The organism is Acidovorax sp. LjRoot129, assembly GCF_964253765.1.
Classification (GTDB): Bacteria; Pseudomonadota; Gammaproteobacteria; order Burkholderiales; family Burkholderiaceae_C; genus Acidovorax.
The window spans coordinates 68,139-84,630 of the sequence record NZ_CAXUSE020000002.1; the positions used below are offsets into that span (position 1 = coordinate 68,139).

Annotated in this window: 12 protein-coding genes; 9 read left to right on the top strand and 3 right to left on the bottom strand. The window is 54.7% G+C overall.

Annotated features, from left to right (window positions below; all coding sequences use genetic code 11):
• Nucleotides 1–109: 109 nt before the first annotated feature.
• From ACSQ3Q_RS24905 to ACSQ3Q_RS24915, 3 genes are all read left to right on the top strand, one after another.
• Nucleotides 110–598 (top strand): Aca2/YdiL-like domain-containing protein, encoded by a 489-nt coding sequence (locus ACSQ3Q_RS24905; RefSeq protein ID WP_436137149.1) that lies wholly within the window; start codon nucleotides 110–112, stop codon nucleotides 596–598.
• 92 nt (nucleotides 599–690) lie between these two features.
• A complete protein-coding gene (locus tag ACSQ3Q_RS24910) occupies nucleotides 691–1,161 on the top strand; it encodes a DUF6283 family protein (RefSeq protein WP_436137150.1) in 471 nt (156 codons plus the stop codon).
• Nucleotides 1,162–1,175: 14 nt separating this feature from the next.
• Nucleotides 1,176–2,042, top strand: a complete 867-nt coding sequence (locus tag ACSQ3Q_RS24915; RefSeq protein WP_436137151.1) for a restriction endonuclease — start codon at nucleotides 1,176–1,178, stop codon at nucleotides 2,040–2,042.
• A gap of 580 nt (nucleotides 2,043–2,622) precedes the next feature.
• Here ACSQ3Q_RS24915 and ACSQ3Q_RS24920 read toward each other — a convergent pair.
• The 3 genes from ACSQ3Q_RS24920 to ACSQ3Q_RS24930 all read right to left on the bottom strand — a co-directional run bounded on the left by ACSQ3Q_RS24920 (nucleotide 2,623) and on the right by ACSQ3Q_RS24930 (nucleotide 7,450).
• Nucleotides 2,623–3,597: a hypothetical protein gene (locus tag ACSQ3Q_RS24920; RefSeq protein WP_436137152.1), complete on the bottom strand. Its 975-nt coding sequence runs from the start codon at nucleotides 3,595–3,597 to the stop codon at nucleotides 2,623–2,625.
• 1,583 nt (nucleotides 3,598–5,180) lie between these two features.
• On the bottom strand, nucleotides 5,181–6,275 hold the full coding sequence (locus tag ACSQ3Q_RS24925; RefSeq protein WP_436137153.1) for a ParB/RepB/Spo0J family partition protein: 1,095 nt from the start codon (nucleotides 6,273–6,275) through the stop codon (nucleotides 5,181–5,183).
• Nucleotides 6,272–7,450, bottom strand: coding sequence for a ParA family protein (locus ACSQ3Q_RS24930; RefSeq protein WP_436137154.1), 1,179 nt, complete (start codon nucleotides 7,448–7,450; stop codon nucleotides 6,272–6,274). The genes ACSQ3Q_RS24925 and ACSQ3Q_RS24930 overlap by 4 nt, the downstream gene beginning before the upstream one ends.
• Before the next feature lie 488 nt (nucleotides 7,451–7,938).
• Here ACSQ3Q_RS24930 and ACSQ3Q_RS24935 point away from each other — a divergent pair, with 488 nt between their 5' ends.
• The 6 genes from ACSQ3Q_RS24935 (at nucleotide 7,939) to ACSQ3Q_RS24960 (ending at nucleotide 16,347) form a co-directional block, all read left to right on the top strand.
• Entirely contained in the window at nucleotides 7,939–8,259 is a 321-nt protein-coding gene (locus ACSQ3Q_RS24935) for an H-NS histone family protein (protein WP_436137155.1), read from the top strand.
• Nucleotides 8,260–8,877: 618 nt separating this feature from the next.
• Nucleotides 8,878–10,764 (top strand): conjugative transfer system coupling protein TraD, encoded by a 1,887-nt coding sequence (traD, locus tag ACSQ3Q_RS24940; protein ID WP_436137156.1) that lies wholly within the window; start codon nucleotides 8,878–8,880, stop codon nucleotides 10,762–10,764.
• A gap of 3 nt (nucleotides 10,765–10,767) precedes the next feature.
• Nucleotides 10,768–11,376, top strand: coding sequence for a DUF4400 domain-containing protein (locus ACSQ3Q_RS24945; RefSeq protein ID WP_436137157.1), 609 nt, complete (start codon nucleotides 10,768–10,770; stop codon nucleotides 11,374–11,376).
• A gap of 41 nt (nucleotides 11,377–11,417) precedes the next feature.
• Complete coding sequence (locus ACSQ3Q_RS24950) at nucleotides 11,418–12,053, top strand: EAL domain protein (RefSeq protein ID WP_436137158.1); 636 nt, start codon at nucleotides 11,418–11,420, stop codon at nucleotides 12,051–12,053.
• An 84-nt stretch (nucleotides 12,054–12,137) separates the two neighbouring features.
• Nucleotides 12,138–12,572: a lytic transglycosylase domain-containing protein gene (locus ACSQ3Q_RS24955; protein WP_436137159.1), complete on the top strand. Its 435-nt coding sequence runs from the start codon at nucleotides 12,138–12,140 to the stop codon at nucleotides 12,570–12,572.
• Nucleotides 12,573–12,591: 19 nt separating this feature from the next.
• Entirely contained in the window at nucleotides 12,592–16,347 is a 3,756-nt protein-coding gene (locus ACSQ3Q_RS24960; RefSeq protein ID WP_436137160.1) for a hypothetical protein, read from the top strand.
• Nucleotides 16,348–16,492 lie beyond the last annotated feature (145 nt).

The following is a 16,492-nucleotide window of genomic DNA, read 5'->3' on the forward strand; positions in this document are numbered from 1 at the left end:
GAGCTGATTTCCCGTAAAGCGAGCAAAACCCGTGTTTTTCGACGGTAGTGCTCGACGCAATACGAACTTGCCCCAGTCATTTCTGTGAACTGCCCAAAGGAGCCCCGCCATGAAGACACCACATCTCAATACAGGTCTGCGTATTCAACTCATCCGGTCCGTACTTTTTTTGCAGCCCGCTGAAGCCTCTGCGATGTTCAGCGACATGACGCCCGAGAAATGGGCGGCGATAGAGGCCGGTCAAGAGGCTGCACCGGATCACGTCATCAAGAAGCTGGAAAACCTCTTCAACTGGCGCAATCATCAGCTTGCTATGACCCGACAGATGATGGTGAGCAACCCCACTTGCACGCTCAACGAGTTTTGGCATGCAACGATTGATGATTGGATGGCCATCGACGAACGAGAACCGGAGCACTTTCGGGCCGCGCAATCGCTGGCAGCGTCCCTCGCGACGGAATACCCGACACAGTTCAAGCTCTACCCTTTCGATCTGGCAGCATTCACGGCATGGGCTAGCGGTCGTCCCGGTACCGATGAGCTGCAATCACACTACTTGGCCATGATTTCCGAGCCAATGTTCAACGCGCATCGCTGACACTTGGCTGTCGGCAAGTCTGTGACGTTGCCATCCTCTCGCGCATATGAATGCCGGAACTCCTGGCACTTCAGAACCAAGACTACTGATCCATGGCAGCTCAATCTACAAAGCCAGGCAACGGGACTACAGCCAAGTCGCCTGATTCGCCTTCGCGTCTGATAGCAGTCACTCAAGCAGGGCCTGACCACCAAGTTGTCACGTTGGCTGGATCAGGTAGCGGCTGCTACCGTCGCACACCGTGCGAAAAATGCCCGTGGCGGGTGGATGCAACTGGTGAATTCCCACCAGAGGCATTTGTCCACTCAGCTACCACCGCCTACGACATGGCTACCAACCTGTTTGCTTGTCATGACTCAGGCACCAAACGCCCAGCGACCTGCGCCGGCTTCCTGCTGCGAGGGGCAGATCACAACCTCTCAGTGCGGCTAAAAGCCGTGCGCGGCGAACCGATGGATGACGTGACGGACGGTGGTCACGCCCTGCACGCGAATTACAGGGAGATGGCAGTGGCCAACGGCGTAGATCCTAGTCACCCGCGGCTCAAACTTTGTCGCGATTAAATCCAAGACTCCTCATGGCTAAATCAAAACGCTCATCAAGAGGGTCTTTCGGCGACGTCCTGGATGTGTTTGCGCTGCTCCCGTGGTGGATCTGTCTTTTGGCCGCAGCCGGCTCTTTCTGGTGCCTCCACTACTTCTCGTTGGCCTACTCCGACGCAGTGAGCGCAGACGGGCCGGCAAAAGCTGGGAAGGCGGCAATCCTGGCCTTACTGACGGTGGGCAAAGTCCTCGTTTCCTCCATGCTGCTCGCCTCTGCTGGCTTGTCCTACCTTGCACGAGCGAAGCGCAGAAACTTGCTGCGCCAAGCGGAAAGCCAGCGATCTCTTGAGGGGATCACTTGGCAGGAATTCGAGCTGCTCGTTGGCGAAGCCTTTCGTCTCAAGGGTTACCAGGTGAAGGAGTTAGGCGGTAGCGGACCTGATGGTGGAGTCGATCTTGTTCTCACCAAGAGCGGCGAAGCCCACCTTGTCCAATGCAAGCAGTGGCGATCTCTATCTGTTGGTGTCGACGTTGTTCGTCAGATCTTTGGGGTCATGGCAGCGCACGGTGCTGCTGGTTCGTTTGTGGTGACCTCAGGTACGTTCACGTCGGCTGCTAAGGACTTTGCGCATGGGAGAAATGTCGTCTTGATCGATGGCCAACAGCTGATGACCATGATCGCGGATGTACGCGGCAAGGACGCTTCAGCGCAAGGTACACGGCTTGAAGGCCTTCCGAAAAGGCGACCGGAGCCTGCGGTATCGAGGCCCGAGCCATCCGCGACATCGCCCGTCTGCCCATCGTGCAAGGGGGCTATGGTGAAGCGCATTTCCCGAAATGGTGCTCAACCTTTTTGGGGATGCTCCAGCTTCCCATCTTGCCGTGGCACGAGAAAACTCTAACTGACTGACTCGCCGCACAGGCAACAAAAAAGTAGCGTGCGATTTGACGTCATCGCTGGCAGCAGGGAGCAGTCCTCATGGCCTTCAACGGGCTTGGAAGCTTTTGTCGCCCCGCAGAAGCCCTCTGGGGAACGCTGCTATTTTCTTCGCTCTGCAGTCGCCCTTCTGTCGCCCCCCACTACTACTCGCTCTTTAGTCGCCCTTCAGTGATTCGAGGTGTTGGGGTAGTACCTTCTATGAAACATGGATAAAGCAAGATCCTGCTCGAAATGACTTTAAGCGAGCGTTGTGTTTCGTGGCGCTCCCCGTTTAGTTTCCAGGGGACTCGATTGGTTTGAAACTGCCTGGTGCCGCAAATGACGCTTCACGAAACTCGCTGACGCTGGCTTAAACCTTATCGTCAGCAGGCCACGGCTTTCAACCATCGTCATGTCAGCACGATCCACACTTTGTTAGCAAATCCAAAATTCACTCCGTGTTCTGTCTTCTCGGGACTTATCCACAAGCTGCAGCGCATGTATTTCGTAAGATTGTTTTAAGAAGATATAGAAGCCGCAGGATTGCCACATGAGTCCTGGGATTAGCCGTCCACCGGGACGAGCTTGCCTGCCTCGACCGCCTCAATGAACCCGATGGTGAATGGCGCCATACATGAGCGCTGTCCATCCGTCTCCCTGACGGCCCCGGACTCGATTCGGAAAACCTTCCCTGATTTTTTCGAAATAAAGCTTTTACCTTCGTAAATCTCAGATTTTTGAGCTAAATACTCGTGTTCACGGTTTTCCTGCTCTTTGGTTTGTTCTTCACGCATTCCTGCTGAAAAGTCGCGTCCGCTGACGAGCAATGCCTTGATGTAGGCGTACAGCTGGTTAGCCTTAAGTTTGAAGAGGTACTTATGGGCGCCATGGGCAACGTCGGAGAGACGTTGGCTTGCTGCTCTGGCTTGCTTCATGAGCCCTAGCACAGCGAATGGCGACAGACCCCTCCCGCAGAGCCACAGAAGGTCACTCGGCAGGGAAACATTCCCCACCCTTGTGTACCCCCCGTCAAAGCCGTTAACGACCTCTGTGCTGTCCGTTGGGTAGGTGGTAGTCCGCCTCTCATGAGAGCTGGTACCAGCATTGGGGTTGGTGGGCCGCTGGGGTGCAGTATCAAGCTTGTTATCGGAAAGCAGTCTTTGCTTAGCCGTGGGCTTGCCCAGTGCATCCACCAAGCCGAGTGCAACCAGCATCGCCTTTGTGGGAACGAGTGGCGACCGTGATCCGCGTAGCCCTGCCCGAGCTACGCGCTCTCGTTCAATGAGGTTTTGTTTCTCAAGCCAGCTGATCGCTCTATGGACTGAATCGAGTGACTTCCCCGATTCATCCGCGAGCGTTTGACGGGACGCAAAGATTTCGCTGAAGGGATTCAGCAAATTAATCTTTTGAACTATTTTTAAAACAATTCTAAGAAAACCATCTGGCATTTCGACAAATGCCGGGGCGTACGGTAGTTCCGAGCAAGCGCGAACAATCGCGTAGGGGTACCGTACTTCTGTATAGGCGAGCTTATCCATCGCAGTCTCCAGGGGACACGAATTCCTTGACGGATGCGCTGGAGAAAACTACTATTCGCTCTGTGTGGAGGACTACTTGCTTTTTCCGATTGACGTCGGTCGAGCAGTGAACAGTAGGAACTCAGGGCATCCTTCGATGCTGATAACCCCGGTAGTTGACGCTACCGGGGTTTTTTATTGGCCGGTTACTTAGGTCATGAGGTCACTCCTATATCGACGAACCCAAAAGCAAGAACCCCGCTTGGAGCGGGGTTCTTGCTTTTTGACTCTCTGGTCGGATGGGGCAGCTTGGCCCGTGGAACTGATGGGCGCCTTGCTTGGTAAATTCCTGTGCACGCTGTCGAGAGCTGCCGGCGCCATGCTTCGACCAGACCCTTGTACGTACAAGGCAGTCTCAGTCTTGGCAAAGTCGACTTGAACTGATCTTTTACTAGGCGAGGTCAAACTGAGCCCCCCCTTGTACGTACAAGGGTAGGTTAGATAGCTCGGTGTCAGGCAGGGCCGTGCCAACGCTCCACCCTTGTACGTACAAGGACCGGTTGGATTGCCGAAAGTCAGGTAGGGTCGCGCCAACAGTGCACCCTTGTACGTACAAGGGTCTGCGCCCAAGCCATCTGTGCATGCAAAATCTATCAATCGCCCTATGCACGCAAGAGGCTGATTTGCATCGACTCTGGAGCAATGGAATTCAACAAACAAAAGTCGCACCGCGCCTATGTGGGCCTGGAATAGAGGATCAGATTCCTCGCTCGCGATGTCTTTGTCTCGCAGACGGCTTTCGAACGTGGTTTGATCGAAGGGGGCAACGTAGAGGCGCCCTTGGGTGCGGCTCATCACGCCCTTGTACGTACAAGGGTCGGCGTCCACAGTGAGTTGGCGTTCGCTTGGGAGAGTCTTGCTATCGCGCCAGTTGTACGTACGAAAGACGTCAGTTGAACAGCGCGAAAGAAGTACGCTGTGAGGGTCCTCGCCCTTGTACGTACAAGGGTCCAAGTCCGCGCCTTCTAGGGATACACGAACGTAGTCGTTTGCAATGGAGCGCGCGTGCGTAAAAGAGGAGTCAGTGCCAGACCTGCTATGAAATAGATTACTGGTTGTCCCGCCCTTGTACGTACAAGGGCCCAGGCCTCCGTCGCTTCGGCGGACGCCTGTGTAGGCGATGTCCGTGCTGCCCTTGTACGTACAAGGGCCGTTGCCTACGCTCCATCGTGATTCGATCAAACGGCAGCTGGACACGAAAACCTTGTACGTACAAGGTTCACTCGCAGACACTCGGAAGTGTTCGGACCCGCTCTGCATCAGACCCTTGTACGTACAAGGGTCGATGGCAGAACTGGCATAGGCTCCGTCCAATGATGAATGGGCTATGTCACCCTTGTACGTACAAGGGTGACGATGGTCCCTGCCTTCAGCGTCATATATCGCACATGCCCGAAGAATTCCATTGAGGTGAAATTGCGTGGCAAATGGTTGGGGCAAAGCAAAAGGCCCTGTCTCTGCATAAAAGAACTTTTTGGTACGCCCATAAAGAACAAGGGACAGCGAGTGTCCCTTGTGTAGTTGCTGAGCTAAGCCCAAATAAGTCATTCTTGAGTGCTTGAGGTAGGAGCTGATGGCTCAATACCATCGTCCTGGCCAACAAAGAACGGAGCCAAAGATTTCTCGATGAGCGCGTTGAACTCTTCAAGCCTCTCAGGAGAGATGGTGCCTGTAATTTCCACTTGACCATCCGTGCGAAGACGAAAATGGCCATTGGGAAAGCGGCGCTGGAAATTCACTTGGCTCTTCTTGCGTCCGGCCTTCTTTTCTGACGAACCAATCGCGAGCTCAACCTTTTGCTTCAGCCAGCGAAAAGTTTCGTCTTCCTCTACGAAATTTTTGCAAACTTCCAGTGCGTAATCGCGTCCTTTCAGATCAGTGAGCCTCTTGAAGTGCGAAACAGCGTTGACGGTGACCTTCTCTGGGTACTGCTTCGCGAAATCAATGAGGTCTACGTCCAGGCTATCGTAAGCACCGTACTGATAAAGGGTGCCAATTGGAATGCCTGTTTCGGTAGCGATCTGATCCCATGTCCATCCTGATGATCTGAACTTCTTGAAGAACAAAGCCCTGTCGTAGTCGCTATGGGCACGACGTTCCTCATTCTCTGCATAGCCGAGCCAAGCCGCCTGTTGCTCAGTGAGGTCATAGTGGATGACCGCTTTGACTTTGCGTTCTTGGAGATCCCTGGCGCGTATTGCCTGTACTCGTGTCCACCCGTCGCCAATGATGAAACGACCGGGTTTGGACGGATTTGGTATGACGTGAATTGCGTCTCGCTGCCCATTCGCATGAATCGAGTTCGCAATTTCCATAATTGCGCTATCGTTGTATTGATTACGCGGGGGAAAGGCGTTTTCGTCTATGGCGAACACATCGATCCAGAATGTTTCCTGGACCATCACAAGACCTGCCGGGACAGATAATGCCCCATCGTGCTTCTCAGGGGCATGCACGGTCGAACTATCAAGTTCGACCGCAGAAGAAGCACCTTCAGGACGAGATACAACATCCCCGTCCTCAACTATCTCGGGCAACCGCAAGGGTGGTACGAACGGCGCAACTTTAGGTCTTTTAGCCGCAGCTGGCGGTGCGGACTTGCTGTCGTCCTCCACCGGCGCGAATCCTCTCCGCTTCATGATTGAGACCCCTTCTCGACTGCTTGCGACCTTTTCTCCTCGATTGCAAGCAGCCGCTTAATCAAGTGATCAGTAAATAGCTTGTATTCGTTGCTTGCCTGGCTGAGTGGCTTTTGCAGGCTCATCGGGATGTAGCGCTCCAGAGATTTTGGGAACTCTTCTGATACGGAAATCGAGACCGGAGCTACCTGCTTTTCATACTGCTGAAGTGCCTGATTCATGCGTTGAATCCGCGACAACTGTGCGGCAAAGTGGGTTGCGAGTATTACCAATTCGCTGTGAATTGCGCCTTTGTAAGTCTCGCGCAGTAGCTTTAGCTCCTCAATCACGCGCGAAAGCCCCTTAACTGCAAAAGCGTCAAGGCGAACCGGTGCAACGACGATGTCTGCAGCTGCAAGGGCCGCTGTGCTTGTCATCGAAACGTTTGGCGGGCAATCGAAAACAATTACGTCGTATTTACTTGTGTCGAACCCAGGCAGCTGACCCGTTTTCGCCAAGTTCAAGAGCTTGTCCAGAGCCATCTCGCGGCTCCCTTTTGCTGTACTTAGCGCGAACTCGATATCACCCAAGTTGGCATCCGCAGCAATCAGGTGAGGCCCGTTCTTGCCAAAGGGCATCTTGATCAAACTACCGACCGATTCGCCAGGTGCTCGATTCAAAAACGGGCAAACGACATGCGCAAAAGTTTGCCCAACGATGGCGTCGAGGTTGAGCCCGTAGCTGGCCAAATCCTTCTCTGTGAGGTCTGCCTCATAACCCATGTACTGGGTCAGATTGGCCTGCACATCCAGGTCGATAGCAAGTACACGCAACCCGGCCAGTTGAAGGTGGAGCGTTATCTCTGCTGCAGTCGTCGTCTTGCCGGTCCCACCCTTCACAATGTCCACAGTAATGACATACGGGCCATTCTGCGGAGTCTTGATGAGGTTCTTCTCCCGACGCCACTGGGCAATCTGGAAGAGGGTATCCGGATCGAACAACCTAACGGCTACGGACTTGGTTCCATCATCGTTCGCGCGCCTTACTTGTATCTGTGACTCCTCCAGGTATCGCTTGGTGGTGTTGTCAGTGATACCCAGGAGGGCCGAAGCTGCTCGCAGACGGTACTGAAGGCCCGAAGGGTCAGAGTAGGTTGATCGCAAAGTCATGGCGCAGCCCATCAAAAAGATGAGCAATTATGGGCATGGGTGATAGGGGTGTCAAGAAAAACAATCCCTGGTGGGCAAAACACCTGTCTACGGCGAAAAAGCCACCAACGAGCAATTTGTAACGGGGGGCACAACGGCGCCTCCAGTTGCAATGAGTTTGCAGTTCTCTGCCCCACCAACGTGTTGTGAAGCCAAGATTCTAGGAACCCGTTTACTCCAAAAGGGGTTCGAAAAGTAAGCAAAAAACTCACGTTAAGGCTAAAAGCAAGTTTCGGACTACGCCTGAGGCTCAGCGGTGACCTTTTTTGGAGGAGCACACCGCGTACAAGGACCGGGCGGCTGGCTAAAAGCTACAGAGGCCAAGATCAGAGGGACCAGCGTAGCCCGCATCCCTTGCACAGTGCTCACGCGTATGTAGGAGGTAAGGCCACACCTAGTTGAATTGCAAAAAGATTTGCAATAGAATTGTATAAAGTTGCCAACGAATATCATTTCGCTCAATCTATCGCTAATTCATGCCAAACACCGTTTCGGAAATCAAAACCAAAATTGCCGAGCTGGAGCAATCCTTGGAGGCAACTCGCCAAAAAGAAAAGCCGATGGTGATAGACGCTATAAAAGCGCAAATCGCAGACTACGGGATCTCTCCGATGGACCTGTTTCCCGACGTCAAGTTGATGCCCCGCTCGACACCAAGGCGCGAACGGCACACGCGAACGATCAAGTACAAAAACGAGAAGGGCGAGACGTGGAGCGGGGGGCCTGGACGTCGACCTAAATGGGTCTTGGATGTTCTTGCAGCCGGAGAATCGCTGGAGAAGTACGCGGTGGTGTGACAGTCACCCCGGTCAGACATGGGAGCCCTCTGGGCTCCTTTTTTTTTGGGTGCTCTTCGGGACGCAGGAATGACCTGGATGGACTGATTCGAACCGCCTCCTGGGCAAAAACATTGAAAAGCTCGCAAAACACGCGTTTTTCAAGTGTGTTTGGCCATATTCCAGTTGCTATTCTCAATCGCAACAATTGGATCAGGAGATGCGCGTGTGGTTGTATGACGGAAAGCCTGAAATGGTCAGTGCAGTGGTGCCAGATGCATCTGCGCAGGTCGGCGGCTACATCATGGTGTTCGTGCTCGGGAGTGGAGCGCCACGGATTGTTGCGACACGCTTCCCGGGAAAAAACGTGACGAGCTGGAAAAGCCGAGCCGCGCTCTACGGAGGTCAACGCTTAGAGAGGGTGCTCGTGAGCCCTGCTCACCCTAGGTACGAAAAGATAAAGAGGCTTCTGACTACACAGCTCTCTCACGATGACGAGGGGCAACCTCATCCGGGCCCACTCACGCTTGACCACATCGCGGTGAAAGTTACCGGCCTTTTCGCCACGTTGACGGCTGAAGCGGCACCAGGCGGAAATGGGGCAATTGCCATGTCCGCTCCTCATTAAAGAGGTCACGCGTGGCTGAGCACCTTTTTGATTTCGACAACCCTTGGCGCCCCAACTATGAGGCGGGCCAGGCCTTAGGCTGGTTTGGCGCTTTCGCAGTTTGCATTGCATCCGTGACATACACGCCGCTCCCCACAACATTTGCCGCGGTGGCTGCGTTCGGGTGCGGTGGCATGGCTTTACTGAGGTTGTCAAAGGCTTGGGCGCGGTATAGCGACAAGGCCCGGACCAACATTACTGGCAAAACGTTCATCGATATTGAGGGCCTGAAGAAGGCATCGAAGAACTCGATCAAAAACAAAGAGCTTTGGCTTGGTCACGGCTTCCAATGGACTGATATCGAGTCCCAGCGAATGCACGCACTCATTGCGAGCGGCGTTGCTAAAACACTGGGCAAAGAAGCCACCAGCAAGGATGGCAGCTACTGGCTTCACGGACTGCAGAAAGAAGCAGACGTCAGCGCTTCTTTGGAGCTGCTTGAAGGACACACGCTGATCGTTGGATCAACTGGGGTTGGGAAGACCCGCTTATTTGACCTGATGATTGGTCAGGCCATCCTCCGAGGCGAGCCAGTCATCATCATCGACCCCAAAGGGGACCAAGGCCTAGCCGACAACGCTCGCCGCATCTGTGAATCGATGGGGCAACCCGACAGGTTTGTCTATTTCAATCCTGCCCATCCAGAGAAGTCGGCCTGCCTAGATCCGCTGCGGAACTGGAACCGTAAAACCGAACTGGCTTCGCGCGTCGCTGCCCTGATCCCTTCTGAAACTGGAGCTGACGCGTTTGTGGCTTTCGGCTGGAAAGTTCTTCAGGACATTTGCGCTGGGCTGATTGCCACCGGTGCCCGTCCCAACCTGGTGAGTTTGCGTCGGTACATCGAAGGCGGACCCGACGACTTGCTCGTCAAGGGCCTTCAGATGCACTTTCGACAGAAGGTCAAGAACTGGGAGGAGGGGGTCGCTTCGTATGTGAAGCAGAACCAGGCGAAGGGCAAAGCCAAGGGCCAAGAGGCTTTGCTCATGGCGTACATCCAATACTACAAAGAAGTGGTCATCCACGAGTGGCCGAATGTTGACCTGCAAGGTCTGATTTCGACCTATGAGCACAACCGCGAGCATTTCCAGAAGATGGTCGCGTCACTGATCCCAATTTTGTCGATGCTGACGGCGGACCCGCTGGCGGAGTTGCTTTCTCCAGATCCCGAAAATGCCAACGGGAAGATTGTTCTCGACATGTCGAGAGTGATACGGAACGACATGGTGCTGTACATGGGCCTGGACTCCCTGGCGGACCCTACCGTGGGCAGCGCCATTGGATCGGTGATGCTGGCGGATATGACCGCGGTGGCGGGTGACCTCTATAACTACGGTGAGGGCAAGCGCAAACCAATCGCCGTGTTTGTTGATGAGGCCGCCGAGGTGATCAACACGCCCACGATTCAACTGTTGAACAAGGGTCGAGGCGCTGGTTTTAGACTGACCATCGCGACACAAACGTTCGCCGACTTTTCTGCTCGTCTTGGCGATGAGAACAAGGCTCTGCAGGTGCTCGCCAACACGAACAACAAGATCGCTCTGCGTGTTCAGGACACGCGGACCCAGCAATTCTTCGCCGATGGCATCCCGAAGATCAAAGCCCAGTCAATGTCAGTGAGCTACGGCCACAACGTAGCGGCCGACGCCAGCGCAAATTACGACGCTTCTTACAAAGAGCAGTCGACCGCAGAAGAAGCAGACCTGATACCCCCTGCGATTCTGAGTGAGCTTCCTCCGCTGCACTTCTATGCGCGTATGTCCGGTGGTCGAACGTTCAAAGCGCGGATTCCCATCCTCATCACCGATGGCCCATTGCCGAAAACGCAGAAGCCGTCCTTCTGGTCGATGTTCGGGGGATAGGGAATGGCCGCACAACAGAAGGAAAAAAAGCACTCGCTGGCATCGGTGATGCTGGTGATCGTCATATTTGGCGCGTTCGCAGTGATGTTGCTGGTCCCGTTGCCTGTCTTCAATGCAGTGCGGGATGCCGAGCAGAGACAGCTCGTATCTTGGCTCGGCACGGACACTCACCAGTGGGTGATGAATCAGATCTTCGATGTACTCGAAGCCATAAATAAAGAGGTCACGGCCGCGTTTGTTAGCTCGGAGCTGAGCGGTAACGAAAAGATTGACCGGTGGGTTATGACCCGCGCCTACGCTGGCACGGTCTGGGCTCACGTCATTCTCTACCGGTGTGGAATGCTGGCCATGTGGACGATCTTCGCTTTGCCCTGCATGTTTGCAGCAATGAGCGACGGCCATTTTCGGCGGCAGATATCAAAAGCCTCATTCACCTCACAGAGCCCCATGCTTCACAAGCGCGGGGTGGACCTGGCCAAGCTAGTGGCGGCGCTGCTTGTGGCTTGGCTGTTCGCGCCGATCTACGTCTCGACGTGGGTGGCCCCTTTTGCAATTGTCGGTCTATCTTTTGCGTGGTGGCTATGGGTTGCAAACCTTCAGAAACGTCTGTAATTCGCTCGCCAGGCATCCTCGCGAACTTCAGGGCCCAGCCAATGCTTGCCTGCGGTTCTCATCGCATTGAGGGCTTCGAACTCCTTTTTCGGCACCGTATCGACTTCAGCGATAAGGCAAAAATGCTGGAGGTCGACATTGCAGCGGTCAAGGCGGCTAGAGCACTCTGCAAGTTCTACAACATGAACATGCGGGTTCACTGCAACGTAGAGCTGTCGTCCATGCTCAACATTGATTGGGTGGTGGCGATGGCTGAGAACGTGTGCCGCGGCATGGTCATCGAGATCGTCGAGCGCAATGAGGCACTGAAACATCCACGGACGTTAGATCAGATACAGGGTATCTGTGCTGGCATCAGAGGCCTGGGCGGCGCAGTGGCATTGGACGACGTTGAAGGCACGGATTTGGAGGCCAGTCTGATAGAGGTTCTTCGCCCTGAAGTGCTGAAAGCAAACAGCGTGTCTGGTCTGGACTTCATCACCAGTTTCGGTACCAAATCCATCGTCGTCGCTGAGCAAATTGAGTCTCCTGACCTAGCACATCAGGCCGCGAAATGCGGAGCAACTGAGCTTCAGGGGTACTGGTGTGACGTGCTGAAAGAGGACGAAGTTCACCCAGCGCTGACTCCTCCGGGTGTGACTGCCAGGAACCGCCAGTTGATGGCTGCAGCCGCCTGAAGAGGCCACGATATTCGTAAAGCGCGCAAAAGGCGTGCTTTTCAGGGGTGGTTGGCGGGGTGCGGCTTCGTAGCATTGAATGCTATGAAACATTGGATCGTCACGTTCTTTTTCGCTCTCGCTTTGCAGGCCCACGCAGCTTGCTTCGAAGACGCTGCAAAACGGTACCAAGTCCCTGTAGAACTTCTCAAGGCGATATCGACAGTCGAGTCAAACGGCAACCCAAATGCCGTGAACCGCAACAAGGGCGGTTCCTACGACTATGGCCACATGCAGGTCAATGACTGGTGGCTTCCCAAGCTAGCTGCATACGGGATCACCAAAGAGAACATCTCGGACCCTTGCATCAACACCAATGTGGGTGCCTGGATCTTGGCCCAGAGCATTGCTTCCCATGGCTTCACATGGAAAGCCATCGGGGCCTACAACGCCACCACGGATTACAAAAGACTTGTTTACGCCCGCAAGGTGGAGCGAGTCCTGGCAAAGCACGCCCCAGTGCAAGTAGCAAGCAAGTGACAACCTCCTGGACTACACCATGACCAAAAGACCCATCCTGCGCGAAACAGTAGCTGCTGTACTTACTCTGTGCTGCAGCATTGCGCCCTCGGCCAACGCGGCGCTTGTATCTGCGGCATGTGAAGTCAACGGCGTCAACACTTGCGACGCTGGGGCACCTACTATCACGCCCACCGGAATTTTGACGATCAGAGGGTATGCATTCGACATGGTGACCCTTGAACGGCCGAATGAGACTGCAGGGGGTTTTATCGTGGTGAAGAACGATGACACCCTCATCAGTTACAAGATTCCCATTCAGCGTATCGAATCTCGGCCTGACATTCTTGCCGACCACATAACAGGTGACTTCTCTGATGCTCAGTATCCTCTGCTGAACTCAGGATTCGTAGCCCAGGTGTTCTCATCGTCCCTGCCAGCGGGGCCGTACACGATACAAGAAGTGCGCCTTTCAATGCGACAGGGCATCATGACTTCGCTTCCACTCGATAGGGCGGAAGCAAAGGGGCGATTTGTACTCTCCGACGCTCAAAGCCCACTGAAGCTCGTACACAGCGGTGGAACAGAGGTGCCGCTCAAGATGGTGCGGAGCATTGGTGGCGCGATCCAGGCCGTCGGATACCCTCCATTGCGTGACGGCCCCATGGAGATCAAGGCCGAGGTTGTTGCAGGCTCCAACACAGCCTCACGGTCAGTGGCATTCAGCTACAAGCGCCCGGTACTAAAAGCGGACATTTCGCTGCCAATCGTTGAAGCCTTTCCGGGAATGAGCAGCCGTTTGACCCCGTCGAGTCCGCTGAACAATCGCGCAATGGATGTCGCTGCTCTCCCAGTGGTGGTTGACTCGGCATCCGCTGATGGTCTCTCGGTGAATGGGCAAGCCGTCTCCAAAGACTCGGCATTCGATCTCGGCCGTCAAGCCAACCTGGCTGGGACCTTCCCGATTGTTGTCAAGGACACCACCGAAACCGAAGTTGCGCGCGACGTGAAGCTGTGGGTGAACCTACCTGATGCACCCAACATCCTCCTCAAAACAGCCACGTGGAACCCAGCCAAAAAGATTGTCGTCTCCCAGTCGTTACCCACCGCCGCCATCAAAGTCCAAGACGCGGACGTGCAGGCAAAGCTTGAAAACGGCAGCACTGAAACCTGCAGCAACCTGAGCACAATTCGGCCGGGGTACATGCTCTCCCAAACCATCGGAGTGAACTGTGCAATTCAGTTCGGCGCGCTCCCTGAGGGCATGAAGTACAACCCCTATGCATCAAACGCATTGCGCGGTTCGGTGCCGACAGTTGGCGACAACACCATCACGTTCACCCCTGGGATTGTTTATACCGATCCTGCAACCCGACAGACAGCCTTCTACCCAGCGAAGTCAGGCCATGGCGCCGTGAACATTGTGGGCACGACTCCGGCGCCAATTGCGCTTTCGTTCAAGAATGACAAGCTGCTGGACACCTTCTATGCAAAGAACACGTCGCAGTTCCCGGGTAAGTATTTTGCAACTGTGGACAAGGCTCAAGCACGCGCTGCGGGCGTGGTCAACGTCAAAGCTGGGCATCGCGAAGTAGTGACTCGTGTGACCTACCCTGGAGATCTGGTGAAGGAGGTCACCAGCTCGATACCAGAGTCGAACGTCACGTTGTTGATGCAGACGGATACTCCTTGGGCTGAAAACAAAGTGAAAGTCGAGTCCTGGTACAGGCGCGCACCAGAGTTCAAGACAGAACAGGTCTTCGACTTTATTGGGGTCCCCCAAGGTCCATTGGTCGACTTCGAAAAGAACTTTGTCTCCCACGATCAGGCTGACACTGTCATCAATGGCATCGTGGGCATCGCTCGTGGGCAAAACATCGTCTTCGAGCGAGAGTCTATGGGTCAGTGGCAAATCGTCATCAAGGATGAAAAGTCCAACACGGCCTTGTCTTCGCCTGTGATGCTTGACGATCAAGGGGCCTTCACTGTCAACATGGGCCGCTTGTCAGCAGGCACGCGATTCATCGTTGCTGAAGCGAAGATGGTCAGCGACGGGCTGGTTTTAAATAGCTCAGTGGTATCAAAGACTCGCGCGCTCATCACGGCGGCTGGCGATGTGATTGAGGCCTCTCTCAGCGCCCGCGTGTTGAGCGGCAAAGCGCCTTTTGTTCAGACGCTCAATGCGAACGTCAAGAACGCAAAAATGCTCGCCAATGTCAAAGCCGTTGCCTGGGAGATCCAAAACACTGACGGAACGTGGCGTCGGGTTATGCGCACAGAGCAAATCGAGCAGACAGGCATAAACTTCACAGCGCGGCTGGAGAACGTGGGAACGGCGACCTATCGCGCCGTGCTCGTCAACAAATATTCAGGTGCCGAGTTTCAGACGGAGCCACTGACTCTCACGGCGTTTGAAGTGCCAACGTTCAGTGTCACAGCTCCTGGGGTCGTGCTCGTTGGGCAACCCGTGGAGTTGAAGGTGAAAGCGGAAGAGGGCTTCGATGCAGCGTATCAATGGCGGATCGTCACAACCGGCGGCTTCACGAATGTCACGGGAGAGAACTCGGACACACTGACTTTCACCCCAACGGAAATCAAAAACTACGCCATTGAAGTCATCGGCAGATCCGCAAAGGCGCCAGACAACCCATCCGCCAACGTCATCAAGACAATCGGGTTGAAGGCGGTGAATCCTCTCGTGGCGCGAGCATCACTGCGCGGACCAACGTACGTTGAGGCTGGAAAGAGCTACGTCTACTCTGCCACCATCAATGACGTTGTCCCGACAACCTCAACCAAGTCGTACGAGGTGCTCGGCTATTGGCTCCTCCCAGACGGCACTCGCGTCGACGGCACAGAGCTGAGCTACACACCTGCACCAACGGACAAGGTGCTGAGCTACTACACCTACGTGAAGGGCTACCCCGACGAGACTACAGTCGCCACCCTTGCCATCAAGGCATGGGCTTACAACTGGCCAGCAAGCTGGAAGATCAAACTGGTTCCGCAAACGACGGATGTGCCAGCGGTCGTTAAATACTACGTAGAGACTCCCGAATTTGATTTGAAGTCGCTGAACGGTGAGCCACTGACATACACGTGGTCGTTGCCAACCGGGGTGACTCGGGGCAGCGGCAGTGATGTTGCCGGCACTGTAAACATTGGCGCCACCGGCACTTATCAGTTGGCTCTGCAGGTATCGGACACGCGCGGGAATGTGGTGAATGTCTCATCCGACGAATTCACCATACTCCCGCCAGCCAGCGTCGAGACCCAAGCCTCCATCGTTTCGAAGTACCTGGACAAGTATTTCGCGCCTGGTTCTTACTATCTGGGCCTCAAGATCGTGGGTATGCCGCGCGGTGATTCATTCATGCGCAACGACGTGTTGATCAATGGCACAAAAGTCGGCGAATTCACTGGTTCGGGGCACTACGTGTCCTTCCAAACGCCTGGCCAATATGAAGTTCAGGTTCGCACTATCACCCGTGCGGGCAACTACGGTGAAAAGACGATTTCACTCGATGTGAAGGAACCGCCCAAGCCGAATTGCACTATCAAGCAAACCACCACAACCAGTGGAATGTTGCTGACACCTGAGTGCGAGATCGAAGCCGGAGTTTGGCGGTCTACGGTTTGGAATTACAACCTGGACGGTGTGGCCCAGAAATCCACGTCTAAATCATTCGCCATTCCCAAGGCCTGGCTTGGGACTTCACGACTAACCGGGCTCCGACTGACGGTCGACACGGATCTGGGTGCTATTGCTGAGCAAGACGTGATCATCAATCAGTAGCCCTGCATAACCAGCCCAAAACTGGGCTGAAAACACTTCCAAACCTTCGGGGGGTGCGAAACGTCGCTTTTTAGCGTGCTTTTCGCCCCCCTTTTCGCATGTTGAGCCCCGTAATATCTCTACATCGCTCATAGAGCAATGAAGG

Excerpts from the sequence above, each read along its gene's own strand:
- ACSQ3Q_RS24905 (WP_436137149.1), top strand. The coding sequence starts at position 110 with ATGAAGACACCACATCTCAATACAGGTCTGCGTATTCAACTCATCCGG.
- ACSQ3Q_RS24910 (WP_436137150.1), top strand. The coding sequence starts at position 691 with ATGGCAGCTCAATCTACAAAGCCAGGCAACGGGACTACAGCCAAGTCG.
- ACSQ3Q_RS24915 (WP_436137151.1), top strand. The coding sequence starts at position 1,176 with ATGGCTAAATCAAAACGCTCATCAAGAGGGTCTTTCGGCGACGTCCTG.
- ACSQ3Q_RS24920 (WP_436137152.1), bottom strand. The coding sequence starts at position 3,597 with ATGGATAAGCTCGCCTATACAGAAGTACGGTACCCCTACGCGATTGTT.
- ACSQ3Q_RS24925 (WP_436137153.1), bottom strand. The coding sequence starts at position 6,275 with ATGAAGCGGAGAGGATTCGCGCCGGTGGAGGACGACAGCAAGTCCGCA.
- ACSQ3Q_RS24935 (WP_436137155.1), top strand. The coding sequence starts at position 7,939 with ATGCCAAACACCGTTTCGGAAATCAAAACCAAAATTGCCGAGCTGGAG.
- ACSQ3Q_RS24945 (WP_436137157.1), top strand. The coding sequence starts at position 10,768 with ATGGCCGCACAACAGAAGGAAAAAAAGCACTCGCTGGCATCGGTGATG.
- ACSQ3Q_RS24950 (WP_436137158.1), top strand. The coding sequence starts at position 11,418 with ATGCTTGCCTGCGGTTCTCATCGCATTGAGGGCTTCGAACTCCTTTTT.
- ACSQ3Q_RS24955 (WP_436137159.1), top strand. The coding sequence starts at position 12,138 with ATGAAACATTGGATCGTCACGTTCTTTTTCGCTCTCGCTTTGCAGGCC.
- ACSQ3Q_RS24960 (WP_436137160.1), top strand. The coding sequence starts at position 12,592 with ATGACCAAAAGACCCATCCTGCGCGAAACAGTAGCTGCTGTACTTACT.